The sequence below is a fragment of the Oceanobacillus sp. CF4.6 genome (assembly GCF_051262635.1).
Classification (GTDB): domain Bacteria; phylum Bacillota; class Bacilli; order Bacillales; family Amphibacillaceae; genus Oceanobacillus.
Genome location: NZ_JBIMEX010000009.1, coordinates 1 through 24,275 on the forward strand (window position 1 = coordinate 1; position 24,275 = coordinate 24,275).

At 37.0% G+C, this 24,275-nt stretch carries 26 protein-coding genes and 7 tRNA genes; 5 read left to right on the top strand and 28 right to left on the bottom strand.

Annotation, left to right across the window (positions count from 1 at the left end; genetic code table 11):
• Window positions 1-65 precede the first annotated feature (65 nt).
• From ACHABU_RS13715 to ACHABU_RS13750, 8 genes are all read right to left on the bottom strand, one after another.
• Window positions 66-149: transfer RNA gene (locus ACHABU_RS13715), tRNA-Leu, on the bottom strand.
• A 104-nt stretch (window positions 150-253) separates the two neighbouring features.
• A tRNA-Lys gene (locus tag ACHABU_RS13720) sits at window positions 254-326 on the bottom strand.
• Window positions 327-545: 219 nt separating this feature from the next.
• Window positions 546-620 (bottom strand) — tRNA-Gln (locus ACHABU_RS13725).
• Between the two features lie 5 nt (window positions 621-625).
• A tRNA-Asp gene (locus ACHABU_RS13730) sits at window positions 626-702 on the bottom strand.
• A gap of 26 nt (window positions 703-728) precedes the next feature.
• Window positions 729-800 (bottom strand) — tRNA-Glu (locus tag ACHABU_RS13735).
• A gap of 10 nt (window positions 801-810) precedes the next feature.
• Window positions 811-901 (bottom strand) — tRNA-Ser (locus ACHABU_RS13740).
• A 3-nt stretch (window positions 902-904) separates the two neighbouring features.
• A tRNA-Asn gene (locus ACHABU_RS13745) sits at window positions 905-979 on the bottom strand.
• A gap of 213 nt (window positions 980-1,192) precedes the next feature.
• Window positions 1,193-1,648: a SprT family protein gene (locus ACHABU_RS13750; protein ID WP_435765470.1), complete on the bottom strand. Its 456-nt coding sequence runs from the start codon at window positions 1,646-1,648 to the stop codon at window positions 1,193-1,195.
• Between the two features lie 408 nt (window positions 1,649-2,056).
• Between ACHABU_RS13750 and ACHABU_RS13755 the strand changes: the two genes are divergently transcribed.
• A complete protein-coding gene (locus ACHABU_RS13755) occupies window positions 2,057-3,553 on the top strand; it encodes a catalase (RefSeq protein WP_435765471.1) in 1,497 nt (498 codons plus the stop codon).
• A gap of 97 nt (window positions 3,554-3,650) precedes the next feature.
• Here ACHABU_RS13755 and ACHABU_RS13760 read toward each other — a convergent pair whose 3' ends face one another.
• From ACHABU_RS13760 to acpS, 14 genes are all read right to left on the bottom strand, one after another.
• Complete coding sequence (locus tag ACHABU_RS13760) at window positions 3,651-5,825, bottom strand: Tex family protein (RefSeq protein WP_435765472.1); 2,175 nt, start codon at window positions 5,823-5,825, stop codon at window positions 3,651-3,653.
• Between the two features lie 107 nt (window positions 5,826-5,932).
• On the bottom strand, window positions 5,933-6,541 hold the full coding sequence (locus tag ACHABU_RS13765) for a protein phosphatase 2C domain-containing protein (protein WP_435765473.1): 609 nt from the start codon (window positions 6,539-6,541) through the stop codon (window positions 5,933-5,935).
• Window positions 6,538-7,329 (bottom strand): RNA polymerase sigma factor SigB, encoded by a 792-nt coding sequence (sigB, locus tag ACHABU_RS13770; RefSeq protein WP_435765474.1) that lies wholly within the window; start codon window positions 7,327-7,329, stop codon window positions 6,538-6,540. Before sigB ends, ACHABU_RS13765 begins: the two co-directional genes overlap by 4 nt.
• A complete protein-coding gene (gene rsbW / locus ACHABU_RS13775; protein WP_435765475.1) occupies window positions 7,304-7,777 on the bottom strand; it encodes an anti-sigma B factor RsbW in 474 nt (157 codons plus the stop codon). Before rsbW ends, sigB begins: the two co-directional genes overlap by 26 nt.
• Window positions 7,777-8,109, bottom strand: a complete 333-nt coding sequence (locus tag ACHABU_RS13780) for an STAS domain-containing protein (protein WP_435765476.1) — start codon at window positions 8,107-8,109, stop codon at window positions 7,777-7,779. The genes rsbW and ACHABU_RS13780 overlap by 1 nt, the downstream gene beginning before the upstream one ends.
• Window positions 8,110-8,233: 124 nt before the next feature.
• Window positions 8,234-9,247 (bottom strand): PP2C family protein-serine/threonine phosphatase, encoded by a 1,014-nt coding sequence (locus ACHABU_RS13785; protein ID WP_435765477.1) that lies wholly within the window; start codon window positions 9,245-9,247, stop codon window positions 8,234-8,236.
• Between the two features lie 91 nt (window positions 9,248-9,338).
• Window positions 9,339-9,740 (bottom strand): anti-sigma regulatory factor, encoded by a 402-nt coding sequence (locus ACHABU_RS13790; RefSeq protein ID WP_435765478.1) that lies wholly within the window; start codon window positions 9,738-9,740, stop codon window positions 9,339-9,341.
• Between the two features lie 2 nt (window positions 9,741-9,742).
• A complete protein-coding gene (locus ACHABU_RS13795) occupies window positions 9,743-10,099 on the bottom strand; it encodes an STAS domain-containing protein (protein ID WP_435765479.1) in 357 nt (118 codons plus the stop codon).
• Window positions 10,100-10,104: 5 nt separating this feature from the next.
• Window positions 10,105-10,974 carry an RsbT co-antagonist protein RsbRA gene (locus ACHABU_RS13800; protein WP_435765480.1) on the bottom strand — a complete coding sequence of 290 codons (870 nt, stop codon included), beginning with the start codon at window positions 10,972-10,974 and terminating at the stop codon, window positions 10,105-10,107.
• 258 nt (window positions 10,975-11,232) lie between these two features.
• A complete protein-coding gene (locus ACHABU_RS13805; RefSeq protein WP_379497823.1) occupies window positions 11,233-11,595 on the bottom strand; it encodes a type II toxin-antitoxin system PemK/MazF family toxin in 363 nt (120 codons plus the stop codon).
• A 4-nt stretch (window positions 11,596-11,599) separates the two neighbouring features.
• A complete protein-coding gene (locus tag ACHABU_RS13810) occupies window positions 11,600-11,884 on the bottom strand; it encodes an antitoxin (protein ID WP_379497824.1) in 285 nt (94 codons plus the stop codon).
• Between the two features lie 313 nt (window positions 11,885-12,197).
• Window positions 12,198-13,229 (bottom strand): LolA family protein, encoded by a 1,032-nt coding sequence (locus ACHABU_RS13815; protein ID WP_435765481.1) that lies wholly within the window; start codon window positions 13,227-13,229, stop codon window positions 12,198-12,200.
• A 939-nt stretch (window positions 13,230-14,168) separates the two neighbouring features.
• A complete protein-coding gene (locus ACHABU_RS13820) occupies window positions 14,169-14,318 on the bottom strand; it encodes a hypothetical protein (RefSeq protein WP_435765482.1) in 150 nt (49 codons plus the stop codon).
• A 69-nt stretch (window positions 14,319-14,387) separates the two neighbouring features.
• A complete protein-coding gene (gene acpS / locus ACHABU_RS13825; RefSeq protein ID WP_435765483.1) occupies window positions 14,388-14,744 on the bottom strand; it encodes a holo-ACP synthase in 357 nt (118 codons plus the stop codon).
• A 167-nt stretch (window positions 14,745-14,911) separates the two neighbouring features.
• Between acpS and ACHABU_RS13830 the strand changes: the two genes are divergently transcribed.
• Window positions 14,912-15,679 carry a rhomboid family intramembrane serine protease gene (locus ACHABU_RS13830; RefSeq protein WP_435765484.1) on the top strand — a complete coding sequence of 256 codons (768 nt, stop codon included), beginning with the start codon at window positions 14,912-14,914 and terminating at the stop codon, window positions 15,677-15,679.
• A gap of 143 nt (window positions 15,680-15,822) precedes the next feature.
• On the opposite strand, the gene ACHABU_RS13835 is transcribed toward ACHABU_RS13830, so the two are convergent.
• Window positions 15,823-17,295 carry a DEAD/DEAH box helicase gene (locus ACHABU_RS13835; RefSeq protein WP_435765485.1) on the bottom strand — a complete coding sequence of 491 codons (1,473 nt, stop codon included), beginning with the start codon at window positions 17,293-17,295 and terminating at the stop codon, window positions 15,823-15,825.
• 528 nt (window positions 17,296-17,823) lie between these two features.
• On the opposite strand from ACHABU_RS13835, the gene ACHABU_RS13840 reads away from it, so the two are divergent.
• Both ACHABU_RS13840 and ACHABU_RS13845 read left to right on the top strand, forming a co-directional pair.
• The gene (locus tag ACHABU_RS13840) at window positions 17,824-18,735 is read left to right on the top strand and encodes a DMT family transporter (protein WP_435765486.1); all 912 of its coding nucleotides are present in this window, start codon (window positions 17,824-17,826) and stop codon (window positions 18,733-18,735) included.
• A 72-nt stretch (window positions 18,736-18,807) separates the two neighbouring features.
• Window positions 18,808-19,671 carry a DegV family protein gene (locus tag ACHABU_RS13845; protein WP_435765487.1) on the top strand — a complete coding sequence of 288 codons (864 nt, stop codon included), beginning with the start codon at window positions 18,808-18,810 and terminating at the stop codon, window positions 19,669-19,671.
• Window positions 19,672-19,700: 29 nt separating this feature from the next.
• Here ACHABU_RS13845 and ACHABU_RS13850 read toward each other — a convergent pair whose 3' ends face one another.
• The 5 genes from ACHABU_RS13850 to ACHABU_RS13870 all read right to left on the bottom strand — a co-directional run bounded on the left by ACHABU_RS13850 (window position 19,701) and on the right by ACHABU_RS13870 (window position 23,022).
• Window positions 19,701-20,414 (bottom strand): alpha/beta hydrolase, encoded by a 714-nt coding sequence (locus ACHABU_RS13850; protein WP_435765669.1) that lies wholly within the window; start codon window positions 20,412-20,414, stop codon window positions 19,701-19,703.
• A gap of 138 nt (window positions 20,415-20,552) precedes the next feature.
• Complete coding sequence (locus ACHABU_RS13855) at window positions 20,553-20,993, bottom strand: YppG family protein (RefSeq protein ID WP_435765488.1); 441 nt, start codon at window positions 20,991-20,993, stop codon at window positions 20,553-20,555.
• An 82-nt stretch (window positions 20,994-21,075) separates the two neighbouring features.
• On the bottom strand, window positions 21,076-21,363 hold the full coding sequence (locus ACHABU_RS13860; protein WP_435765489.1) for a glutaredoxin family protein: 288 nt from the start codon (window positions 21,361-21,363) through the stop codon (window positions 21,076-21,078).
• A 151-nt stretch (window positions 21,364-21,514) separates the two neighbouring features.
• A complete protein-coding gene (locus ACHABU_RS13865) occupies window positions 21,515-22,084 on the bottom strand; it encodes a DedA family protein (protein ID WP_435765490.1) in 570 nt (189 codons plus the stop codon).
• A 35-nt stretch (window positions 22,085-22,119) separates the two neighbouring features.
• Entirely contained in the window at window positions 22,120-23,022 is a 903-nt protein-coding gene (locus tag ACHABU_RS13870; protein ID WP_435765491.1) for a YegS/Rv2252/BmrU family lipid kinase, read from the bottom strand.
• Window positions 23,023-23,235: 213 nt separating this feature from the next.
• On the opposite strand from ACHABU_RS13870, the gene ACHABU_RS13875 reads away from it, so the two are divergent.
• The gene (locus ACHABU_RS13875) at window positions 23,236-24,252 is read left to right on the top strand and encodes a phosphate/phosphite/phosphonate ABC transporter substrate-binding protein (RefSeq protein WP_435765492.1); all 1,017 of its coding nucleotides are present in this window, start codon (window positions 23,236-23,238) and stop codon (window positions 24,250-24,252) included.
• The last annotated feature ends 23 nt before the right edge of the window (window positions 24,253-24,275 follow it).

Genomic DNA, 24,275 nt, shown 5'->3' on the forward strand with positions numbered 1-24,275 from the left:
TTAAAAGCGAACCTCTTAAATGTAACATTTTCTAATGAAGATAGCAAACGTTTTTTTGAAGAAAGTGCGGTCGAGAGGATTTGAACCTCCACGGGTTATTCACCCACTAGGCCCTCAACCTAGCGCGTCTGCCATTCCGCCACGACCGCGTATGATCAATACTATTTAACCAAAGCTCTAAAATGATACATTAATGAAGGGAGTTGAACTCCCACGTCCGCAATGGACACTAGAGCCTGATTCAAGTAAATGATGAGCCATGAAGGATTCGAACCTTCGACCCTTTGATTAAAAGTCAAATGCTCTACCGACTGAGCTAATGGCTCATGTAAAATGAGTTTCCTTTAAATTAACGAGAGCGCACATTATTGTGCTCATCGTGTTGCAAGAATGTTCGGTGATGTTGCACTCCTCGTAGCCCTGCACATAGTCGTTATTTCGCTGATGCAAACGGCCAGTTAATGGCTCATGTAAAATGAGTTATGGAATTCAGGAATAAAAAAATACTATTCTTTAAATAGTATTTACTTCTTTTATAAATAAAATGGCTGGGCCACCAGGATTCGAACCTGGGGTACACGGGATCAAAACCCGATGCCTTACCGCTTGGCTATGGCCCAACTAATGGCGGTCCGGACGGGACTCGAACCCGCGACCTCCTGCGTGACAGGCAGGCATTCTAACCAACTGAACTACCGGACCTAACTATTTTTTATTTAAAAGAAAGATGACCCGTACGGGAATCGAACCCGTGATACCGCCGTGAAAGGGCGGTGTCTTAACCGCTTGACCAACGGGCCAAAAATAAAATGGCGGAGAAGGAGGGATTTGAACCCTCGCGCCGCTTACACGACCTACACCCTTAGCAGGGGCGCCTCTTCAGCCACTTGAGTACTTCTCCATATGGCTCCACAGGTAGGATTCGAACCTACGACCGATCGGTTAACAGCCGATTGCTCTACCACTGAGCTACTGTGGAATAATAATAATCATTTTGCCTGAAATCATTTATCAAAGAATAATTATGGCAACGAGAAATAGAATACAATAAATTCATTTGATTGTCAACTCTTACTTCCGTGCATGCTAACTCATAACAGAGTTAATTTGTTAGCTTATTTAATTTAACATGGATGACATTTTTCGTCAATGGATTATTACATTTTTTTTACAATAACTACGTTTACCATTATTACTTCTGGTAGATTAATTCCCCATGGCAATTTCCACACCTGTACTTTCCTACATTAACTCGCCGCCTTCTATTATAAACATGATGGCACTTATTACATTGATACTTATATCTATACTCTATCTTTTCAGTTGGTAGTGGGTTGCAATGCCTCGGTGACCCGGTCTCTTTTAAAAGGTTTCGGAAGTCTTTATCACGATGCTTATATCCTTTTCCTTCTATATGAAGGTGATAATGACATAATTCATGTTTAATAATGCCCATAAACTCATGTTCATCCATGTCCGTTGCATACTTTGGATTCAATTCAATTAACTTTTTAGCAGGAATATACCTGCCTCCAGTTGTTCTTAAACGATGATTGAAGCGTACATCATGCCGGTACGGTTTATGAAAATATGTTTCCGATAGTTTATTTACCAGTTCAAATAAAGCCTTCTCTTCTAGTAATGCCATTTTAAAATTACTTCCTTATATCTTAATTTGCATCTATTTTACCATACAATATCTATAATGGTATCTTACGCTCCTACATAATATGTATTTATTATAAGGACTTTTAAGCTTTTGTACTGTTCTTTCCCACTCATGCTCACTTCACTATAAATCTTCTCTTCTATCTTTTTCTCAATTAATTATCTCAATTGATAATATCTTTATTTATAAAATGTAACTTCTTATTCTATTTGGTTGCTAAGATGAACGTAATGGTTAGGTTAATTATTTTATGAGGTTGTGCTGTCAAAGCATTTTTTGATTTTATAGTTGAAAATTTACCGACATTAACTAACTACATTTATAGTAATCTGGTAATTATTGTGTTATTATAATTATTGTATTTAATAAATAGGAGGGATACTAATTATGAGTGAAAAAAACCTAAATAAAAAGAAAATGACCACTGCATTCGGTGCTCCAGTACCGAATGATGATGATTCAAAAACTGCTGGCCCTAGAGGTCCATTAGTAATGGAAGATTATTGGTTCCTAGAAAAAATGGCGCATTTCGATAGAGAAGTAATTCCAGAGCGTCGGATGCACGCAAAAGGATCTGGTGCTTATGGTACCTTAACAATAACGAATGACATTACTAAATATACAAAAGCTAGTATCTTCTCTGAAGTCGGTAAGAAAACTGACATGTTTGCTCGTTTTTCAACTGTTGCCGGTGAACGTGGGGCAGCAGATGACGAACGTGATATTCGCGGAACAGCATTGAAATTCTACACAGAAGAAGGTAACTGGGATTTAGTTGGGAATAATACACCAGTATTTTTCTTCCGTGAACCTAAACGTTTCCCTGATCTTAACCATGTTGTAAAACGTGATCCAAAAACAAATATGCATAACCCGGAAGCTAACTGGGATTTCTGGACAAACCTCCCGGAAGCTCTTCACCAAGTTAGTATTGTCATGAGTGACCGTGGAATTCCAAAAACGTTTAGAAATATGAACCTTTTCGGTAGCCATGCATACAGCATGTTTAACGCAGACAATGAGCGTACATGGGTTAAATTCCACTTCTACACAGAACAAGGCATTGAAAACTTAACTGACCAGGAAGCGGAAGCAGTCGTTGGTAAAGACCGTGAAAGTAATCAAAAAGATTTATATGAAAATATCGAAAAAAGTAACTTCCCGAAATGGAAAATGTACATTCAAGTAATGACGGAAGAAGAAGCACGAAATATGCCTTATAACCCATTTGATTTAACTAAAGTTTGGTACAAGGGCGATTTCCCACTTATCGAAGTAGGCGAATTGGAATTAAATCGCAATCCAGAGAACTATTTTGAAGAAGTAGAGCAAGCTGCTTTTGCTCCGACAAACATTGTTCCTGGTATTGGTTTCTCACCAGATAAAATGTTACAAGCTAGACTATTCTCCTATGGGGATGCACAACGTTATCGCCTAGGTGTTAACCACTGGCAAATTCCTGTTAACTATCCAAAAAATGTGGAAAACTTCCATCCATACCATCGCGATGGTGCCATGAGAGTTCAACCATATGGCGGAGGACAGGTTTCATACAGCCCGAACAGCTATGGGGAATGGCAAGATAGTAAGGAACATCAAGAACCTGCATTAAAACTTAGTGCGGATGTAGATTACTATGACTTCGATAAAGATGATGATCTTTATTTTGAACAACCAGGTAAGTTATTTAGATTACAAAGTCATGAAGCACAACAAAGATTATTTGAAAACACTGCACGTGCTATGGAAGGTACTACCAAACAAACTCAACTTCGTCATATTAATAACTGCTATAAAGCCGACCCAGCTTATGGTAAAGGCGTAGCGGATGCATTAAGTATTCCGATGAGTGAAGTGGAAGCTGCTAACGAAGAGTTAGTTTAATGCTAAAAAATAAGCAGTCCTGGGAAATCCTTGGACTGCTTATTTTTATTGTTTTTAAAGAAGGCTGGTTACTGCGTAGTAATCAGCCTTTTTCTATTTAGTTATCACTTTTAACCATCGAAAGAGCAATTCTCCCTTTATTCGCATCAATTTGTTCTACCCAGACGGTAACAACATCTCCAACTGAAGCAATATCCATCGGATGCTTCACAAATTTATTTGCCATTTTGGAAATGTGCACAAGTCCATCTTGCTTCACACCAATATCAACGAACACTCCAAAATCAACGACATTACGAACGGTTCCTTGCATCTCCATACCCGGTTTCAAATCTTCCAGCGTCATTACGTTTTGCTTCAACAGTGGTTGTGGAAAATCATCACGAGGATCTCGCTCCGGTCTACTCAGTGCATCCATGATATCCTTTAAAGTCGGTTCACCGATTTCCAAGTTTGCTGCGACTTCACTTTTATCCAGACTATTCATCTTATCTCGCAATTTTTCTGAACCAATGTCAGATAACCCACAATCGAGCATTTTCAACAACTTCTTCGCATTGATATAGCTCTCCGGATGAATAGGTGTTCGATCCAGTGGATTATCTCCATCAATGATCCGTAAGAAACCAATTCCCTGTTCATATGTTTTCGCACCAAGTCTTGGTATTTTCTTTAATTGTTTTCGGTCTGTGAATTTTCCTTCTTCATTTCTCTTATTCACAATGTTGTTAGCGACTGTTTTACTTAGACCTGCTACATATTGCAACAAGGAAGATGAAGCAGTATTAACATTCACTCCAACCTGGTTAACAGCTGTTTCTACTACAAATGTTAACGATTCATTTAACGCTTTTTGAGCTACATCGTGCTGATATTGACCAACCCCAATCGATTTTGGATCAATTTTCACTAGCTCCGCTAATGGGTCCTGAACCCTACGCGCAATAGATGCGGCACTTCTTTCCTCTACTTGCAAATCAGGAAACTCTTCACGAGCCAAAGCTGAAGCCGAGTAAACACTTGCTCCTGCTTCATTCACAATAATGTAAGGAATCGTTAGCTTATTATTTGTAATGACTTCGGAAATGAAGTGTTCGGTTTCACGTGATGCTGTCCCGTTTCCGATTGCTATCAATTCGATCTGATACTTCTCTATTAATTTCATGACCATTTTTTCAGATCCAACAGTGTCATTTTTTGGTGCGGTTGGATACATGACATCAACTTCATGGACTTTTCCTGTTTCATCGATGACAGCCAGTTTACATCCTGTCCGAAAAGCTGGATCAACTCCAAGGATTGTTTTCCCTTTTAATGGTGGCTGCAACAATAAATTTTTAAGATTAATGGAGAATACTTCTATCGCCTGTTCTCCAGCCTTTTCTGTTAGGTTATTACGAATTTCGCGCTCAATCGATGGCTGAATCAGCCGCTTATAACTATCTTCTAATGCATTCGTTAAAATCTCGGCCAACTTTTCGTCGGTCGTTCTTTTTATCACTTTCTTCTTAAGAAATTGGGTTACACGTTCTGTGGGTGGTTCAATTACCACTTTAAGAATATCTTCCTTTTCTCCACGATTTAATGCTAAAATACGATGGGACACAAGGGAACGGACAGACTCACTGTAATCATAGTACATTTCAAAAATACTTTTTTCGTCTTTTTCTTTATCTTTTACTTCTGACTGGATTGTTCCCCGTTTAAAGGTTTCTTCACGAATATAATCGCGATATTCAGCGTCATCAGAAATCCATTCTGCAATAATGTCATTTACACCCGAAAGAACTTCTTCAACTGTATGTAATTCATGCTCTTCGGAAAAGTACTTTTCCGTTTCCTTTTCCAATTCAAATGGTGAAGATTGCTTCCAAATCAGTTCTGCAAGTGGCTCCAGCCCCTTTTCCTTCGCAATGGTTGCCTTGGTTCTCCGCTTCTGTTTATAAGGACGGTACAAATCTTCCACACGTTGAAGCTGTGTTGCCTGATTTATTTCCCTTTCGAGATCTTCAGTTAATTTCCCCTGTTCTTCAATGATTCGGAGCACTTCTTGCTTCCTATCAGAAAGATTAACCGCATAATGCCATTTGTCCTGTACAGATTTAATTTGCACTTCATCAAGACCGCCAGTAAATTCTTTACGATATCTTGCAATGAAAGGGACCGTATTACCCTCGTCCAATAATGCAATCACTTTTTTAACTGTATTTGTATTAACTTCTGTTTCTTTGGAAACCCATTTAATAAGATTTTGATCTAACTGTTCTTCCACGGTTGTTCCTCCTTCATGTACCAATCTAGTTTACCAAAAATAATTATGTTTTCCCAATCAGCTATATAATCGAAAACCAAAACAAAAAAAGACCGACATCTTGTCAGTCATTTAGGTGATTCGGCTACATATCTCATAGCAATTAATGTGGTATCATCCATTCTGATTTTATCACTCAACTGCTCATATGTTTTTGTAATACTCTCCACGCTCTTGTTGGTAAAGAAGCATTGCGATAATTCTTTATCCTGCACACCATCAGAGAACATAATAAAATTCATATTTGATTCCAGTTTCTGTTTCATTACCTTAAACGACCGATGATATCCAGCTAAATATCCACCGATGGGAATATTACGTTTTTTCAACTTCTCATCTGTTATAGACATTAGTCCGATATTACCAATGGAAGAAAAGGAAGAAATATGATTTTTGAAATCCAATTTTAAGATCCCCACAACTACCCCGCGTTTTCCGATTAGTTGCGAATTACATACTTTCACCAACTGTTCGACAGTAGCATGAATATTACTTTTAATAATATCGATAACGATTTGGGAAGATTCCTTTGCGAACTCTCCGCTACCCAGTCCATCTGCGATTACGCATACAAATTCATTTTCAGTTTCTGTATAAAAATAGCTATCTCCGCATTGATAGTTCCCTTTTTTCGGTTTTTGAAAGACAGAAACCTCTACTCTATTTTGGGAATTCAATCGAAAACCTCCGAGCTTTCAGACTGAATTGCTTCGCGAAGTTTTCTGAGTGAGCGTCTTTGTAATCTCGATACATGCATTTGGGAAATACCTAGCAACTCGCCTGTTTCTTTTTGACTCATATTTTTAAAATACGTGCACTCTAATATCTCTTGTTCACGTTCAGATAGAATGGGGAGAATCTTCTCAAGCATCATTCTTTGTTCGGTATTCTCATAACCATTCTCATTATTTCCTACTAAATCAAGAATTGCTACCGTACTACCGTCTGAATCAGCTTCAATTTTTCGGTCTACGGATAGAGCTTTATAGCTTTTGCTCATTTCCATTGTTTCCAGTATTTCTTCTTCTGACGCTTCCAAATAATCAGCAATCTCACTAACTGTTGGAGATTCCTGATTCATCGTCGTTAACTCATCAACTGCTTTTTTTATTTTTGGGCCCAATTCTTTTATACGACGAGGCACATGTACACTCCATGTCTTATCACGAATAAATCGTTTTATTTCGCCTATAATGGTTGGGATTGCAAAGGATTCAAATGATTTACCAAATGTTGGATCATATCTTCTGACTGCAGCCAATAAACCGATCATTCCTACTTGTACTAGATCTTCATGAATCGCACTGTTTTTAGAATACTTTCGAGCTAGTGATCCAACCAAGTCTTTATAGGTAAGTACAATCTTTTCTTGGATTTCCTCATCTTTAGGCTCTTTTTGGAGATATTCAATCCATTGGTAAACCTCATCTCCACCTCTATTATGTGGTTGAGACTTGGTCGCCATCGATGTCCACCTCTTTTTCGCTAACATATTTTGTCATCAAAACGATAACACCATAGCTATTATTGATTTTGACTTCATCCATTAAAGCCTCAATTAGGAATAATCCAAAACCACCTTCTCTAAGAGTTTCAACCGGTTCACTATTTTTATATGGACCTGTGCCATTTTTTATCTCTGTTAAATTAAAACTACCGCCATGATCAGCAATCATAATTTCAATACGATCTTCGTATACACCGAACCCAATGGTTATTTCACCTTGATCCTCTTCGTTATAGGCATGGTTAACTGCATTTGTTATGGCCTCAGATACTGCGACTTTCAAATCTTCAATATCTTCATAGGGAAAACCCATTCTATTTGCAATGCCAGACATCGTTAAACGCACAACACCCACATATTCAGCTTTAGCAGGGACTTTAATTTCGATAAAATCAAATCTTTCCATTACTCATTTCCACCTCGAATCGTTGCTTTTATATCCATAATCTCGTCCAAACCTGTAATTTCAAAAATACGATGTACTCTATCTTGTAAATTGATCAATGTTAATGTGGAATTGCTTTCCTTCGTGGATTTTAGGGCACTTATGAAAACTCCCAATCCAGTACTATCCATATAATTAACATTCTCCATATCTACTTCTACAATTCTTCCATCCACCTTAGTCAACGGAAGTAAAGCTTCTTTCAGCTTTGGGGCAGTATATGCATCTATTTCACCTGCTACATTTAGTATCGACTTTTCAATTCCTTCCACAACTTTTACTGTTAAATTCATTTTATACCTCCTCATACAATAGTAATTATGTAGAGTTCCCTACATCAAACAGTAGATACGATATTCATATTTGTATTTATCCTAACATTCCTCATGAAGAGTAGTTTCCCGTTAAAACGAACCCTTAAACATCTTTTCTTAAAACCAATAAAGTAAAATCATCTCTCAACTGAAAATCCTGCAATCTTTCAAAATGTTTATAAACACTTTCCACCATTTGTTGTGCAGGTAAATCGGCATATTTCTTTATAATATCGAGTACTTCCTGAATTTCAATAAATCTGTCGCTATCTCTGCACTCCGTTACACCATCAGTAAGTAAAATGACCATATCATTTTTATTAATGTCTATCTCATATTCATTATATTCCGTATCCGGTGACACACCCAACACTAGCCCTTTGGTTTCAATTTGCTGAAAGGTATCCGTTTGCGAATTATAATAAAATCCAGGCTCATGACCAGCTGAAGAAAGGCGAAGTTTACTTTCTGAAGGCATATAATGCGCATAACACATTGTGATAAACATGCTTGGATCCACGTTCCGTTCCACAACCCTATTCAGATTTTTCAAAATTGATTTAGGACTCATTGATTCTTCCGGATAACTATCCATGGAATATTTAATCATCGACATACATAATGCAGCAGGGATTCCCTTACCAATCACATCTGCTATAGCAATACCTAAGGAACCGTTTTTCCCTTTCACAAAATGATGATAGTCACCGTTCATCTGATTAGCCGGGACACTAATAATGCCAATATCCAAACCTTCAATGGTGGGCTTCTTTGTTCCTAATAGGGTTTTTTGCATATTTGCAGCTACCGATATTTCTGATTTGAGTAAATGCCTTTCTTCTCTTAACAATGGAATTTCTTGCATTGCTAGTCCATAAAAAATCATGGCTTCTAGTAGGAAATTCATGGAATGTTTATATTGTTCACTAAGGTCAGGGTTTATTTCCGCCATCGCCTGAATATGAAGGTTCACTATCTCCTCTGGCAAAATTTGGTTTTTTATAAATTCTTTACTAACCTTCTCTACACCATAGAGTGACTGTTCATCCTGTGATGTTAAATAGTATTTCAATAACTCTTTGTAATTCTTCGCATTTTTGCTTATAACTTCTTCCATTCATATCCCCCTAAAAAATTAAATAACAGGATAAAACTCTACAGAAAAGGTGTTTGCACAATAAAAACAAACACCTGATCACTTCCTGTATTTAGCGAACCCATTTTATCGTCTTTATTCGAGTTCCATTTCCGATTTCTGATTCAATATCAAATTCATCCATTAAACGTCTGACACCCGGGAGTCCTGCGCCTAGCCCACCTGAAGTAGTATATCCATCTTCCATAACTTGACTGATATCAGAAATTCCAGGTCCTGAATCTACCGCCGTCATACATAAACCTCGATGTTCTATGTTGTCTATAACCTCAAAGCAAATTTGACCTTGTTCAGCATATAAGTATATATTACGAGCTAATTCGGATACCGCGGTAGCAATCCTAGCCTGATCGACCGTGCCAAATCCTAGCTTCTTGGCCATCTCTCGCCCAAGCTGTCTTGCTCCTACTATATCCCACTCTTTATTAATGTTTACACAGGATTGTGGCTCCATGCTTATACCCCCAATTCCTGGTGCAGCTTTACTAGCCCTTGTTCAAGGTCTAAAGCTGTGGGTACATTTTGCAAATGTATACCTAAGTCGATTAAAGTCATTGCGACAGCAGGTTGAATACCAGTTAAAACTACTTTTGCCCCCATTAAATCTGACATTGAAACTACGTCACCTAAAACCTTTGCAATAAACGAATCTATGATATCGACAGATGTTAAATCTATGACTACTCCTGACGCTCCACTTTTATGAATCTTATCCAGTAGATCTTCCTGAAACTGAATAGCGGTTTGATCATCAATTTCCGTCTGAATAGAGATAAGCAGATAATTGTGCAACTTGAGTATTGGAATTCGCATCAGTTTCACTCTCCTCTTATAGAATCCATAATTTGTTCAATATTATTCTGTTTCACGTCTATGTCTACAACTTGACGTCCGGTAATTTCCAGAGCCTTTGTGAATCCTTTTTTCAAGGAACTTTTAGTAGGGAAGTTACTCAAATCTATTCCTAGATTAACGATGGTTTGTGCAATTTCCGGACGTATCCCGACTAAAATGCACGTCGAACCTATTAACCTTACCGCTTCTGCAGCTTGAATAATATGATGGGCAACCATTGTATCGACCACCGGTACTCCGGTAATATCAATTAATACAACCTCCGAATTATGTTTAATTGCTCCCTCTAGTAAGTTTTCCATGATTAATTTTGCTCGTTCTGTATCAATCGTACCAATAAGCGGCATAATCGTTATACCTTCCATAACTGGGATCAGCGGTGCGGATAGTTCCTGTAATGCTAATCGTTGAAGGGATAAAATATGCTCCCAGCTCCCGGAATATTCATTAACTAGTTCACGAATAATCGGCTCTACCCAATTATCCACACTTGTTAATACATTGGAGAAATAGTCGGAATCCACTTGATCGGATTGTGTAAGCAAATAGTCTGTTGATACTCTTCTGAAAACCTGTAACCCATCTGTAATATAACTTAACGGCCAACCTAGATTGATTATTTTTTCAGAGAAATCTTCAACAGCCTTCGTAGACCCTTGATTACGTATGCTTGTAAATATTACATTAACAAATTCACGGTTTGTGCTTTCATATAATTCATCAGAAATTGTCGCCGTATAATTTCCCGATTTCAACGAATCAATTTCATCCATCCATTTTTGTACAATTGAATCACTATTATCAATGACTAGCTGTTTGAATCTAGCATCCATCTCTTTACCCCCAATGGTGTTTTTATAATTATTTTTATAAAAAGCCTTTTAGATATTGTACCATACAAATAATCTACCAAAAAGTTTTACAATCACCTGTATTGATGAGCATTTACCTTGAATCGGACGTTTAAGTAAGAATGATATGTAGTTGATAAAATCAAATAACCATTTATATTTACCCTATGATTTATCCTTCTAAACCTTCTTTTATTAAAAATCATAAAAAAACCCATTCTCATAGGAGAAGGGTAGTAGTTAATTGCCACTGTATACATCTTTGAGTCCAAGACTGATTTCCACAGCTTGGTTAATTTTATCCATCATTTCTTTATCTAATTTTGTTATTTTATCAGTTAAGCGTTGCTTATCCAATGTTCTAATCTGCTCGAGCAGAATTACAGAATTCCTGTCAAATCCATAACGCTTGGCATTGATTTCTACATGGGTTGGCAATTTAGCCTTCTGGATCTGCGCAGTAATTGCTGCAACGATAACCGTCGGGCTGAAGCGGTTACCAATATCATTTTGAAGGATCAGTACCGGGCGTACGCCTCCCTGCTCTGATCCAACTACAGGGGATAAGTCAGCGAAATAGACCTCGCCTCTTTGAACGATCAAATTATTACACCCCGATCACAGAGCGCTCTAGGGTGTTTTCAGCCTCCTCTTCAGCTTGAAAGGCTTCTGAAGCAATCGTTAAATTAATACGGCCCATTTCTTCATACCCGCGTTGCATCGTTTCTTGAAATCTTTGGATATGCTCCTCTTTCTTATGGTTTAGGTAGCTTTCTGTTGCTTTACATATAAAATCGCTTAAATCGCTATTTTCATATTTCATTAACCCATCCACCTCATTCAGTAGGTTTTTTGGTAACTTAACCAAGATTTCTTGTAAGCTCTCTGACAAAACCATGCACCTCCGACAACTGTTAACGAACGATATAAATTTCTATTTAATCATAGCATTGAATTGGGTTGTTTGCAAAGGGGTTCTGGTGATTTTATATAAAAAACCATGTTTTTGTCGTTTATTATTTATTACTCATGGTAAACGTTACTATTTATGGATAACTTAGAACCTGAAGAAGGTTTATGGATCTATAATCAACTTTAAACACTCCTGTAAAATATATGCAATTCCATCTATATCATGCATAGTAATTAAAGAAACGAGAGAAGACAGGCCTCACTTACAAAGCGAGCCTGCCTGATATTTTGATTTATTTTGCAACCTGCCCCTGAACGGATTGTGCGACTTGAATCATCTCTTCCCTTGTCAGCTCATCACTTGCCAACGTAAAATCTGTCCCATTGTAGCTCCATTCGAGTGTATTATCAGAAAGCGCTGCAATCGTATTACCCAGATTTACGATTTCACCATTCACTTCTTGTGGAGATGATAAAACCGGTGCCGTATGATTAATTTCTTCAATTAAAGTGAAATTCTTGTCCCCTTCAAACGTCAGAATAACCCGGCTTCCGTTTTCCAGTTCTACTTCTTTCTTTTCCATATTCTCTGATCCAGCTGTAAATAAAGGATACAGCACTGTTAGATCTTCACTAGCAGTTTCTTGAACCTGACCAGATGTTTCTTCGTCAGCAGAATCACTACTTGTCATATTTTTTTCCATCGTAAAATCATCTTCATTGAAAGCCGGATCCAATTCAAAATTGGAGAAATTTACTTCCACTAATGCATTTTGGTCCTTGTCCAATACTTTTACCATCGCAGGGGTGTACGTGTCTTTATCAAAGTATACCTCCTGAGAAGGCAGATTATTGTTACTTTGATAATTTGTTTTTGTTTTAAATATATAATGGTCTTCAGTCGTCTCAAATGTAGCTTCTGTATCTTTTAATACATCGTTTACAAGAGATTGATACAAATATGGTTGGCTGCTATTTTCCGGCCATTCCGTTTGAAACTTAAAGCTTTTATCAAGTGCAGGAGTTAATACAAAAACGCCATCTTCATTCTTAAGAATAATTTGGCTTTCCTTTTGATCAAGACTGTTCTCCAATGCTACCCGGTAAAAATCTTCCTGTTGATACCATATTTCAATAATGAATTTTTGTTCTTCCTGTCCCGTATTCATTGCCATTTCGGCTTTGGCCTTATACCCTGTCATCTCTTCCATGTTTTTTTCCAATTTAGCAAGAACATCTTCCTGTGACTTTTCACCACAAGCTGCCAGCAACAATATCAATAAGGCTAAAATAAAAGCCCCGCGATAAACATAGATCTTTTTCATCGACATATCTCCCTTGTCTCGATTAACAAAGGGAACATCATCACACGCAATTTTCAAGAACCTGTACGATACACTTTTGATATACCATCATTTACATCTGTTGGCATTATTCATAATATAAGTGCTTTTTGCTAACCTGTATATCCATTGATTTCCCATGAATAAAACAGGCATTGCAAATAGCATCAAAACTACTTTGGTTCTGAATAATCAATGCAAGCGTAATAAGGAACGGTGCTGACAAGAGCTAAGAAATATAAATTTTGGATAGGCATGGTTAGTTATCCTGGATATAAAGTTATTTTTATTGGATACCAATAATTAGTTTCATGTGATATAACACCATCCGCATTCATACCAACCGGGTACCTGGCATTTCTGTATTTCTTCTAATAATCAACCCGCTTCCGCGACTGTCTTTACGAGCATTTATACTACAGGAAGGGACTGTCTATCGAAATTCCGCTTCGTTCCATAATTTCCGAAGCGCCTATTTTAAGAATCCCACAGACATGTTCTCCTATTTCCATAGTAAAATACTACGCTTCCCCAAAATGTACGCTGCCTTTTCGGCGCACCAAATGCAAATGCATAGGTAAAATCTGCGACCAAAAAGGTGAGACCAGATCCTCGTTCAACTGCAAACAAAATCCGGGTGGTATATCTACTGAAATAATACTGCTATCAGATTCGTTGATTCCTGCAACAAACTCAGACAGTAGTTTCTTTAAATCGCCTTTTACACGAATACCCGAGTATGACATCAATAACTATATCTGATTGGCCCGCAATTTCTCTTATAGCAGAAAATTCTCCAACAAAGTTTACATATTGCCATTCCAATTAATAATTAATTTTTATGATAGAGCGTACCTTTTTTTTCATCCAGAACAATTTGTATAACCCGGACTAAATGCCCTTTATCAAGTAATGACCTTGCTATAACAAATCCATCTTCACTAACTGTCTGCACCACTTAACACTAACCGCCCTGCCAGCATTTCCCATCAGCAACCTGCCATCGAATCCAAATTCATGCATTGTGTAATAATCGATATCGTACATTTCTTTTGCGGTGACAATATACATTTCGTTCCCTCCTACCCGCACTAAAATATATGAGACAACCTTGTCAATTATGCAATAATCAAAAGTTTACTAAGTTTCCAAAACTACTTGAGCCGCAGCATACTCCTTGCTATGAGTGATAGAAACAAATATCTTCAATTCCTCATAACCTTTTGCTACTAAGAAAGGCGCACCGTTTGGATTATTCAGCACTTCAATATCCTGAAAACGAAGCCGCCCGATCCCCGTACCAGCCGCTTTAGCAAATGCTTCTTTTGCAGCAAATCTCCCGGCAATATATTCAATTCTACGGTTATAAGTCGGAAGCCCGTCACATGCTTTCTTTTCATTTCTAGTCAAAATACGATCTGCAAATCTTTGGTTTCTATCTACACTGTCCTGTATTCTATTCAGTTCGATTAAGTCCATGCCAATTCCTTTTATCATTTGTTTTTTACCTTCATTCTTCTAAATTTATGAAGCTGCCAAGTATCTTACATTGGTCATATTGGTGAATATTACGTATTATATTAATAGTAACTTACTTTCATCAGATGTTCAAAGTGTCATATATAAAGGTAAAACAAACATTCTTGTATAGGGGGTCCCCTTAATTGTTTATTCGAAATGAGAGAAGTATAAAAGAATTTATGCAATACTATCCCATCGTATCTACCATAGTTGTTATCAACTTATTTCTTTGGCTAATTAGAAATTTACTTGGACTGCAAATCGGATGGGACATTTACCAATGGGGAATTGGTAGTAATTTCCTAATTGAAATGGGTGAATATTGGAGGCTGGTAACACCTATTTTCCTTCATGCAGATTTGATGCATGTCTTATTTAATTCCTTTTCACTCGTATTGTTCGGACCCGCTCTTGAACAAATGCTTGGCAAATACAAATTTTTATTGGCATATTTGGGGACTGGGATTATCGCAAACATAGCAACCTACTTCCTTGAACCATTATCCTATGTTCATCTCGGAGCTTCAGGAGCAGTATTCGGTCTGTTTGGAATTTATGCCTTTATGGCTTTCTTCCGTAAAAATTTAATTGACCATGGCAGTTCACAAATAGTACTAACCATCCTAGGTATTTCCTTATTAATGACATTTTTGAGAAGTAATATTAATGTTTATGCTCATTTATTCGGTTTAATTGGCGGGCTGGCGATAGCACCATTAATTCTATCTAAAGTAGAGCCATACTCCCCATGGAGAAACATAAGAAAAAGCCGATACCAGGAAGATGACTCCATTCAATTTAACCCAAACCGATGGAACAATAAAAGGCGTATCCCAACAGCTCTAAGGAAAAACATATTCTGGATTATTTTAGGCGTATTAGTTATCTTCGGGTTACTAAGCAGATTATAAGAATCAAAAGCGCACAGAGGTGAAGGAAGTCCAATAGCCCCTGGTCGCTGTAGCTAGCCGAATCAAAAGCGGAAGCTACTAAAACCATACAAAAAAGGCTCCTGAAAAAAATCAGGAGCCTTTTCTATATATAAATTTGTTCTTTATTCATCGCGATTTCTGCGTTGGAAGTTCCCTTTACGGTTTCTTCCGCCTTGATTACGTCCACCTTGACCACCACTACGCTGGCCATAAACGCGTTTGTTGTTCGAACGACGATTATTATCTTTAGAACCAGAACCTTGTGCTTTCTTCATACTAATTGGTGCAACAGAAGATATTCTGACAGGTGTGTCTCTACGTTCTTTTGTCAGCATACTCAAAGCTGCCGCAATAACTGTAATGGAATCATTGTCTTCCAATAATTCTTTAGCTGCTTCCTGAAAAGGCTGCAGATCTTTATCACTAATCGTTTTAACAATCTTATCAATTGTTACTTGTTGTTGACCTCTTTGGGCATCTTGATTGCTTGGTGGAACTAATCGCTTCATTTTACTGTTGGTCGTTTTTTCAATTAAATGCAGATGAGCAATTTCACGAGGTGTTATAAAGGAAATTGCTTCCCCGGTACGTCCCGCTCTTCCTGTACGTCCAATACGGTGAACATAACTTTCAGGATCCTGTGGAATATCGAAATTATACACATGTGTAACACCAGTAATATCAAGACCACGTGCTGCAACATCTGTTGCTACAAGTACATCTACACGACCGCTTTTGAATTTATTCAGAACAGACATACGTTTACCCTGTGTCAGATCTCCATGAATTCCTTCTGCGCGATATCCTCTTGCTTGTAATCCTTCCGTTATTTCATCAACACGTTTTTTCGTTCTGCTAAATACGATTGCCAAATCAGGTGAATTGATATCCATATGATTATTTAGCGTATCGAACTTGTACTTTTCAGGAATTTCAACAAAATATTGATCAATATTTTCTACCGTCATTGCTTTCGCTTTTACTTTGACTTCTTTCGGTGTTTTCATCAATGTAGTAGCGATATTACGGATTTCTTTCGGCATTGTTGCCGAAAAAAGCAATGTTTGACGTTCGGATGGTATACCCTTAAGAATATCGCGGATATCATCAATGAATCCCATGTTTAACATTTCATCCGCTTCATCCAATACAGCTGTTTGAACAGCATCGATTCGGATTGTTTTTCTACGCATATGGTCCAATAATCTTCCCGGAGTAGCAACCACAATATGTGGGCCATCCTTCAATGCGCGAATTTGACGATCCATTGGTGATCCACCATAAATAGACAATGCACGAACACCTGTAAATTTCGCTAATCGATTTATTTCTTCAGCAACCTGAATTGCTAGCTCTCTTGTAGGGGCTACAACCAAGCCTTGAATTTTCTTTAATTTCGAATCTATTTTGTTAATCATCGGAATTCCGAATGCTGCTGTTTTACCTGTTCCTGTTTGTGCTTGTCCAATAACATCGTTACCTTCCATTGCCATTGGAATTGTCTCTGCCTGGATTGGTGTTGCTTCCTCAAATCCCATTTTTTCTAAAGCTTTCATAATTGGGGCTGAAACACCCAGTTCGTTAAATTTAGTCAATTAATAGTCGACTCCTTTTTTTTGTGAAAATTTATTCGCAAAAGAGGCCCTTGAGTTTTTCTTATACTTTATTCTTTAAATAATTTCCCGCCTGAACATGCAGATAAAACCTTCTGAATTTACAATTTCCGCCATTTTTCACAGCATGGATGCTCTTCGATGTGGAACTGAAAATTGCGCTGATATGCTGAAATCTTATTTTATTTTTGTTTATACCAGCTATTTAAAAGGGAATATATGACCGATCTCGTATCATTATATTTTATTCATATTAAAGTACAAAAAAGGCTTCACCTATACGTGGTAAGAGGCCTCAATACTAATGCTTCCATTATCATACCACATATATTGTATTTAAATCTACTATGCGGCTTGATGATTTTTCTTTTACCATGGTAGAATTAATGATACCATCAGATTTCAGCCTCAAATTAAATTAATATTTATCATATATATGAGTTATATTACATTTCGACAGGATAACTACATAGAGATTGATTAACCATCAAATTGCAAAGGATGTTTTTCATGCGCCTCCCTCCATTTAATCCATATTCCGCTGTTATTATTGGTGTAATTGCTGTATCGACTTCGGCTATCTTAGTAAAGCTAGCACCAGGGGCCCCCGCTGCCATCATTGCTAATTATAGGTTATTATTTGCAGTTCTGATTATGTTACCCATCGTTTTATTAAAATATAGACATGAATTCCGCTTCATATCGAGAAAGAATTGGATACTTTCCATCCTTGCTGGCGTATTCTTGGCATTGCATTTTATTTTATGGTTTGAATCTTTAAATTACACATCTGTAGCAAGCTCGGTCGTTCTAGTAACGATGCAGCCTATTTTCGCCTTCATTGGTGCCTATTTATTTTTCCAGGAAAAGTTTTCGTACGGTACTATTATTAGTATGCTTATTGCGTTATTCGGAAGTTTGATCATTGGAGTAGGTGATTTTCAACTGGGTGGAATGGCACTATTCGGCGACATTTTGGCATTGCTCGGAGCGATTGCAGTTACATTCTATTTTTTATCCGGACAAAGTGTACGAAAGCATTTATCATTAATGACATATACCTTTGTCGTCTACGGTGTCAGTTCCATCACATTAATTATCTATAATTTGGTACTGCAAAATCCATTCTTTGGCTATCCTACAGATCATTGGTGGATCTTCCTAGCTTTAGCTATTGTACCGACCTTTTTGGGACATACCTTATTTAATTGGTCACTAAAATGGCTAAGTGCATCCACCATCTCCATGGGAATTGTTTTCGAACCGATTGGAGCTAGTATACTTGCTTATTTTATACTAGGTGAGTCACTGACATGGTCTCAATTATTGGGTGGTACAATTGTTATATTCGGTCTCTTTCTATTTATTATGAGCACATCGAGGAAGACCAAGGTTACCATTTCCAGAAAAAACCTAAAATAGCTTCATATTCATATTAAGAATGTAAAAATGCTGATATAATATATAGTAAATTAATCGTAAGCAGGTGAAGGCATGAGAATTCAACTTATGACAGACGGTGGAGCAGATATTCCTGAACGCTTATATGGAAATCTCGATATAAAAGTGGTCCCACTTTATTTACATTTCAGTGATGGGGAATATAAAAGTGATGTTACATTAGATTTAGCAGGTTATCATCAAAAAGTAAAGGAACTTAAGGAATTACCACGTTCTGCAGCACCAAGCCCGAACGACTTCTATGACGCATATAAAGAAGTAGATCCAAGTATACCTATTATAATGCTAAGTTTATCAAAGGAACTAAGCAGTACGTATGACAATGCTATAATTGGTAAAACCATGCTTCTTGAGGAGGAACCAGAACGCAAGATTGAAATAATTAATACAAAAACAGCATCGTGCGGAATATCACTTTTATTGCATGAGGCAAGCGTCAAACTTAATGAAGACTATCCCTTTGAAGAACTTGTTAAACATATGCGCGAGCGTGTAGAACAGACTACCACACTATTCGTATTAAAGACGCTTGAAAATCTTGTTCTTGGTGGAAGACTTGATAAGGTGAAAGGGAAAATTGCAAAGACATTGAACATCAAAATATTAATGCGTGCAAGTGACGAGGGTGCGATTGAATTAGCAGAAAAAGTACGTGGGGATAAAAAATCCATCAGACGATTTGTGGATCAGATTGGTGAATATACCAAGAATGCAGAAGAAAAAATCATCTCCATGACACATTGCAATGACGCAGAACGTGCAAAACAAGTTCTATCCGACATTCGAAGCAAATATTCATTCAAAGACTCCTACCTTACAGATACAGGACCATTAATTTCAACATATGGTGGTGAAGGTGCATTAGTAATCGCTTTTTTTAAAGACAATATTAAATAACAGCGCTAAATGAAAAACCCTGCTCCCTTTTATACAAGAGCAGGGGTTTTTTCTCTCTCTTCAACAAGAAAATCATAAACCATTCCGTTTAATGTGTCCTTATCATCTCCCAGGCAAATGAGATGTCTGGATCGGTCAAAAAACACAATCTCTTTTTGATCGGAATGAATTTCCTTATCCAAATAATAAGCCGTTTTATATGGTACCATACCATCCAAATGACCTTGTGCTATTAATACAGGGGATTCCACTTTATCCAAATAGCGTCGCGTAAACCTTACTAATTTCATAAATTCAAAATTAGCTTTCATTGGAACTGCACCAAGCTTCTTTTTGTAATGGTTAAACATTTTATTATCCTTGAGTCCTCCCCGGATTCCGTCACCGATCACATCAGCGAAATCCAAACCGATTTGTTTAAAGCTTAAATATCTTCCTGAAGTTGCCAACAAGACAAGCTTATCGATTTTATACTTAGCCGCGAGATAGGCCGCGATCATTCCACCCATGGAAAATCCGATGACATAGACCTTTTCATATTGGTTTTGAAGTTTTTTCAACTCATTTTCAGCTGCATTTATCCATTTTTTATAAGATACATTTTTCAAATGAAGTTCTTTGCCGTGCCCTGGTAAGGTAGGAACTTCGATATACCAATTCGTGTTTTCTCTCAAATATTCAGCCAGAGGCTCCACTTCATAAGGTCCGCCTGTGTATCCGTGTATTACTAAGCATGCAATCATAAAATATTCTCCTCTTTTCCCGCTTCCTTCCCCATCTATATCTTCTTCCATAATCCTTCATCCTATTATCAATCGCCTTATTTTTAATTTCCTGTTCTTACAAAATTAACTAGTAACCGCATGAAGCAATCTGGAATATTATCTAAAGGTCTTAACAAGTGTACTAAATTGTTTTACAATGGGGGACACTTGGTGATAGGTATTTGCTAACTGTCCAACGGTAGATAAAACTTTATCAAAATCAATCTGTCCATTTCCATTATAGAAATAGGATGTTGGGCCATCTGTCGGACTTCCTATTGGTCCACCAACATTCCCTCCTGTTGGGCCTCCAGCAGATCCTACTGTTGGGCCTCCTACATTGCCATTGTTCTCTGTCAACAACTCAGCATTCATCTGCGATTCAATAGGCCATTGAACAGGCAATTCAGGTTTTGCAAATAATTCATATGGTGTTTGGTGAAATTCCGGTACATACCAGTTTTGGTTGTGATGATATGATGTGAGATATGAGCTGGGATTGTTAGAATAATTAACTGGTGGAAATTCATTACGTTGATTAAAGGCTAGATATTGCATTTCTACACACCTCTTTTATCGATTTCCTGTTTATAATAGAGTATGCGTATTTAATACAAAGTGTGTACATTCAACATTGATCCTATTTATCGAACCCCTCAAAAAGGGAACTGTAATGTGATGCCTTGTCATCCAGCCCTAATGCATACTTAATTTTGTTTTTTTGGTATCCCAGTATAACTTTCTGATCATCAATATAAGTTGCAGGGGTCCCGTAAATTTCTTTTGCTTGAAGCTCTTTCATATATTTCGTGTTATCTGATACATTTTTCGTAATATAAGGGATATTGTGTTCGTTCATCAATTTAATGACTTTATTGGAATGAACACTGTCATTACTTATATAAACTATAACTTGATTGTTACTCATTCTTATTCCTCCGATACCATTACCTTATCATAAGGGTTGTATACTTTTCTGGTACCCGTTCTAAAATATATCTAAACCGAAATAAGCAAGAAATATTACATTATTATTACAAAAAACATAGCCATTCAGCTATGTTCACTATAAAAAAATATTAATTCTGAGTTCTTATTTTCTTTCGATAAATTACAAAGCCAATGATTGCTAACGCGATGATTAGAACACCATAGAGTTGGATTTCTCCTATTAAATTCTTAACATATTCAATATTCCCTACACTTCCCAACCATAGCATACCTACCATCCATGGGGCAATGCCAATAATCGTCAAAATAATGAAATTCCAAATGTTCATCTTACTTATCCCAGCAACATAGGATATATAGTTACCAATGCCAAGTGGCCTGGAGATTGCTACACTCCATTTACCAAATCGCTTAAATGCTTTCTGGGCTTTTTCGATGTTTTTCCTGTTTGTCTTTTCTTTTAGTTTTTCTTCCATCTTATAACCAATTGTGAATGGAATAAGACTGAATATCGTATAGACAAGACTTGCTATTAGGCCAATCAATACTAATTTTAAAAAAGATAAATTCAATAAATACCCAAAAAATAATGTAATAAATCCACCTGGGAAGGGAACGGATGAAGCTTCAATTGCTACAGAAGCGAACAATCCCCACATCCCCAGACCACTTATAAAGTCAATAATTGTATCCACCACAGCTTGTCTACTCCTTCTGCTTACTCTTTATTTTTTTAACCAACACTAGGTGCCTGAATCATTTTAATATGGTTTTGTAATACCGTAATTTCAGCAGGTGTAGACGATAGAATTTCTCCATCCATATCAATATCTTTCGTTTCCATTGTCGAAATAGATAGTTGGTCCGTCTGAAAATGTGTCAACTGTTCCATCTCTTCTTTATTTGTATTTTCCCTATCCATACGGAGTAATTCCCGAAATGAAGATAAATTAGAACTTTTTACGATCAATACATCCAGCAATCCATCCGTTGGGCTGATTGTTGAAATAGGTATTTCTCTCGTACCAATATACTTCCCGTTGAGAATAGCAATTAAAACTGCCTCGCCTTCATATTTATCCTCATCACTCCATAATTTATAAGTGAAAGATTCAGCATTATTGACGGTTCGAATTGCACTCATTAAATAACTGAGTGCTCCCAAGCTTTTCTTTTCATTTTCATTCATATTTTGCGAGGTATCTGTTACTAAACCAATTCCCCAAAAGTTAAGAAAGTATCGCTGATTTGATTTTCCTACATCAATATATGTAGGTTCACCCTGAATAATCATTTCAGCTGCAGCTTGCAAATTCTGTGGGATTTGTAACATTCGACTAAAGTCGTTGGAAGTACCTCCCGGCAAAATAGCCATAACTGGCCTCTTCGCTAAAGGAGCAATACTGTTTAAACATGTATGCAGCGTTCCATCTCCTCCTAAAATGATAAGGAGGTCAATATCTTCTCCATACAACTTACATGCATTTTCAGTTTCTTCTACTGTTTTCGTCTGTAAAACAATAAGTTCCTTTATATTTTTACTCAATATCGGTAACGTCTGTGAAAGTTTTTGTTCGATATTATTTTTCCCGGCATGAATGTGATATAAAAATAATGCTCTTTTATATTTAGGCATATTTTCCTCCTACTTATATAACTAGATATAACCTATTCTAAAAATATCAAACCCAAAAATGCCATTTAAGCAAGTACACCATTTTATTGACATTTAATTGTAAAAATATTGTAAAATAACTGTAAATTTACTAAAAACGACTATCTTTTTTTGGATGAATAATATTTAATAGAACAGTAAGCTTATTTATACATAAAAAACAGGAGGGTCAAAATGAAAAAACTTTATAGTCTATTACTTGTATTAGCATTAGCACTTGTATTAGCGGCGTGTGGAGGATCAGATGATACAGATGCCAGTAATGAAAACGAAGAAGCTGACGAAACTTCTTCAGAAGAGACAACTGAAGAAGCAACCGAAGAGGAAACTGAAGAGACAACTGAAGAGGAATCTGTAGAAGCAACTGAAGGTACGATACCTGAGACTTTAGTAATCGGGTTTGTACCATCACAGGACTCTGATACAATTGCAGATACAATTGAGCCATTAGCAGAGCGTTTGGGTGAGGAACTTGATATTGAAGTTCAAGGACAAGTTATGACAAACTACAATGCACTAGTAGAAGCAATGGGAGCTAATCAAGTACATGTTGGTTTCATTCCAGCATTTGGTTATGTATTAGCTAATGAGCAGTATGATGTTGAAGTAATTTTGAAGTCCATTCGATACGGTTCAGGTACTTATAAAGCACAATATTTAGTACGTACTGATTCCGAAATTGAGAGTTTAGCAGACTTAGAGGGTAAGACCTGGGCATATGGTGACCAAGGATCTACATCCGGTTATCTGTTTCCCGCAAATGAATTAATGGAAGAATTCGGTTATGAAACAGCTGCAGAGTTAGAGAGTGATTTCTTTGGTGGTACAGTTCAAACCGGTGGTCATGATAATTCAGCAATTGCCGTGTTTGAAGGAGACGCAGATGTAGCGACTACTTTTGACGATGTCCGTACTGAACTTGAAGAAGAATATCCAACAGTGATGGATGATCTTAAAGTTCTTGGTTATACACAAGAAATTCCGAATGATACGATTTCTGTCACGAAAGAACTTGACGATGAATTCGTTCAACAAATCAAAGATACTTTCTTATCCTTCAATGAAGATGAAGAAATGATCCAAATTATGAACGAAGTATACAACTGGGATGAAATCGATGAAGCTTCTGATGAAGAATACCAAGTTGTAAAAGATACGTATGCTAAATTTAAAGACAATATTGAACTATAATTATAATATTGATTAAAATCGTA

What these genes read in the sequence shown, in the direction of transcription:
- ACHABU_RS13750 (WP_435765470.1), bottom strand. Translation starts at nt 1,648, where the DNA reads ATGGCATTACTAGAAGAGAAGGCTTTATTTGAACTGGTAAATAAACTA.
- ACHABU_RS13755 (WP_435765471.1), top strand. Translation starts at nt 2,057, where the DNA reads ATGAGTGAAAAAAACCTAAATAAAAAGAAAATGACCACTGCATTCGGT.
- sigB (WP_435765474.1), bottom strand. Translation starts at nt 7,329, where the DNA reads ATGGCGACCAAGTCTCAACCACATAATAGAGGTGGAGATGAGGTTTAC.
- rsbW (WP_435765475.1), bottom strand. Translation starts at nt 7,777, where the DNA reads ATGGAAAGATTTGATTTTATCGAAATTAAAGTCCCTGCTAAAGCTGAA.
- ACHABU_RS13780 (WP_435765476.1), bottom strand. Translation starts at nt 8,109, where the DNA reads ATGAATTTAACAGTAAAAGTTGTGGAAGGAATTGAAAAGTCGATACTA.
- ACHABU_RS13785 (WP_435765477.1), bottom strand. Translation starts at nt 9,247, where the DNA reads ATGGAAGAAGTTATAAGCAAAAATGCGAAGAATTACAAAGAGTTATTG.
- ACHABU_RS13790 (WP_435765478.1), bottom strand. Translation starts at nt 9,740, where the DNA reads ATGGAGCCACAATCCTGTGTAAACATTAATAAAGAGTGGGATATAGTA.
- ACHABU_RS13795 (WP_435765479.1), bottom strand. Translation starts at nt 10,099, where the DNA reads ATGCGAATTCCAATACTCAAGTTGCACAATTATCTGCTTATCTCTATT.
- ACHABU_RS13800 (WP_435765480.1), bottom strand. Translation starts at nt 10,974, where the DNA reads ATGGATGCTAGATTCAAACAGCTAGTCATTGATAATAGTGATTCAATT.
- ACHABU_RS13815 (WP_435765481.1), bottom strand. Translation starts at nt 13,229, where the DNA reads ATGAAAAAGATCTATGTTTATCGCGGGGCTTTTATTTTAGCCTTATTG.
- ACHABU_RS13820 (WP_435765482.1), bottom strand. Translation starts at nt 14,318, where the DNA reads ATGTATATTGTCACCGCAAAAGAAATGTACGATATCGATTATTACACA.
- acpS (WP_435765483.1), bottom strand. Translation starts at nt 14,744, where the DNA reads ATGATAAAAGGAATTGGCATGGACTTAATCGAACTGAATAGAATACAG.
- ACHABU_RS13840 (WP_435765486.1), top strand. Translation starts at nt 17,824, where the DNA reads ATGCGCCTCCCTCCATTTAATCCATATTCCGCTGTTATTATTGGTGTA.
- ACHABU_RS13845 (WP_435765487.1), top strand. Translation starts at nt 18,808, where the DNA reads ATGAGAATTCAACTTATGACAGACGGTGGAGCAGATATTCCTGAACGC.
- ACHABU_RS13850 (WP_435765669.1), bottom strand. Translation starts at nt 20,414, where the DNA reads ATGATTGCATGCTTAGTAATACACGGATACACAGGCGGACCTTATGAA.
- ACHABU_RS13855 (WP_435765488.1), bottom strand. Translation starts at nt 20,993, where the DNA reads ATGCAATATCTAGCCTTTAATCAACGTAATGAATTTCCACCAGTTAAT.
- ACHABU_RS13860 (WP_435765489.1), bottom strand. Translation starts at nt 21,363, where the DNA reads ATGAGTAACAATCAAGTTATAGTTTATATAAGTAATGACAGTGTTCAT.
- ACHABU_RS13870 (WP_435765491.1), bottom strand. Translation starts at nt 23,022, where the DNA reads ATGCCTAAATATAAAAGAGCATTATTTTTATATCACATTCATGCCGGG.
- ACHABU_RS13875 (WP_435765492.1), top strand. Translation starts at nt 23,236, where the DNA reads ATGAAAAAACTTTATAGTCTATTACTTGTATTAGCATTAGCACTTGTA.